Here is a 1,999-nt window from a genome sequence, read left to right as displayed (position 1 = left end):
AGTCGGGATACCCGTCGCAGCCGACGAAGTACGACCCGCGCCTGCTCTGGCGCACGAGCAGGTCCTCTCCGCACTCGGGACACGGCCCCAGCGTCTTGTCTTCCTTCAGCGACTGTTGGAGCTGTTTGCCGATTTCCTCGCGTGACTCCTCCAACTCGTCGAACACCGTCGCGAGGATTTCGCGCGACGAGTCGGCCACGTCCTCCAAGTCCGCCTCGCCTTCCGCGATGGCGGTCATGTCCTCTTCGAGTTCGCGGGTCATCGTCTCGCTCACCACGAGGTCGGCGTAATCCTCCGCGGCCTTCACGACCGCCTGCGCGAGGCGGGTCGGCCGCGGCGGGTCGCTTTCGAGGTAGCCCCGGTCGTAGAGCTTCTGGATGGTGTTGTGGCGGGTCGATTTCGTTCCGATGCCCATCTTCTCCATCTTCTCGATGAGCCGCGACTGACCGTACCGGCGCGGCGGTTGGGTCTGTTTGTCCTCGATTCGCGTGTCGATGATGGACAGGTCTTCCCCTTCCTCCACGTTCGGCACGTAGTTCTCGCTGGTGTTGAAGTACGGGTAGACGGCGTGGTAGCCCTCTTTGAGGAGGCGCTTTCCGTTGGCCTTGAGGGTCAGGTCGCCCACCGTGGAGACCACCTTGAGGTGTTCCCACTTCGCCGACTCGGCGACGGTGGCGAAGAAGCGTCGAACCACGAGTTCGTACACGTCCCACTCGTCGTCGCCCAACTCGCCCTTCGTCGGGATGTCCTCGGTCGGATGAATCGGCGGGTGGTCGGTCGTCTCCTCGTCGCCCTCGGTCGGTTCGATGTCGTCCTGTTCGAGCAGGCCGTCCGCGTCGTCGCCGAAGTGGTAGTTTCCGACGAACGTATCGAGCAGTTCCTCGGGGTCCAAATCGTCCGGGTAGACGGTGTTGTCGGTCCGCGGGTACGTGATGTACCCGGCGGTGTAGAGGTCCTCCGCGATGCTCATCGCGCGCTGGGCGGAGTAGCCGAGGCTCCCCGCCGCGCGAATGAACTGCGTCGTGTTGAACGGCGCGGGCGGGCTGTCGGTTCGCGTCCGCCGAGAGACGCTATCGACCGTCGCCTGCGTGGCCGATTCGAGGGTTTCGTACGCCTTCTCGGCCGTCTCCTCGTCCCAGACGCGTTCCGCCTCGTTGCCGTCCTCGTCGCGGTAGAAGTACTGCGATTCGAACGCCTTGTCGTCCTTCTGCAGGTCGGCGAACATCTCCCAGTACTCCTCGGGGTCGAACGCCTGAATCTCGCGTTCCCGGTCCACGATGAGCTTCAGCGTGGGACTTTGGACCCGCCCGACGCTGATGAAGTCGTTGCCGAGTTGTCGCGCCGAGAGCGAGAGAAATCGCGTCAGCGCGGCCCCCCAGATGAGGTCGATTATCTGGCGGGCTTCACCCGCGGCCGCCAGATCGAAGTCGAGTTCGTCCGGGTTCTCGAAGGCCGAGGAAACCTCGTTTTTGGTAATCGAGGAGAACCGAACGCGCTGGATGGGCACGTCCTCGTTCACCTCGCGGACGAGTTCCCACGCTTCCTTCCCGATGAGTTCGCCCTCGCGGTCGTAGTCCGTCGCAATCGTCACCCGACTCGCATCACGCGCGAGTAGGCGGAGCGTCCGAACGATGTTCTCCTTCGTCGGCTGTTTCTCGACGCTCGCGTCGATGAGTTCTACCGGTTCCACGTCGCGCCAGTCGTTGTACTCGGGTGGAAAATCCACTCCGACGACGTGGCCCGACAAACCGATGCAGCGCTTCCCGCCCCACTTGTAGACGTTGACGCCGTTCTGTCGGTCGGCCTCCGCACTCTCGCCGGAGAGTATGTCGGCGATTCGACGTGCGGCGTTGTCCTTCTCGGTGATGATGAGTTCCACTTACGCACCACCCCGGTTCGCGTCGGTCATCGCCCTCGGCTACGGCCATGGCGCTGGTAAACGTTTCGCCAACGAAAGAAAGCGGGATTCCACGGAAACCCCCGACGTTCGCCCGATTAT

Annotated in this window: 1 protein-coding gene; it reads right to left on the bottom strand. The window is 63.4% G+C overall.

What is annotated here, in order from left to right; all coding sequences use genetic code 11:
* The coding region (locus BG842_RS09585) for a DNA topoisomerase I (protein WP_069450579.1) at positions 1-1,879 on the bottom strand (1,879 nt) is incomplete at its 3' end.
* Positions 1,880-1,999 lie beyond the last annotated feature (120 nt).

The organism is Haladaptatus sp. W1, assembly GCF_001723155.1.
GTDB classification, from domain to species: Archaea; Halobacteriota; Halobacteria; order Halobacteriales; family Haladaptataceae; genus Haladaptatus; species Haladaptatus paucihalophilus.
The sequence above is the reverse complement of the archived record's forward strand: the minus strand, read 5'-3'. Positions and strand labels throughout refer to the sequence as shown.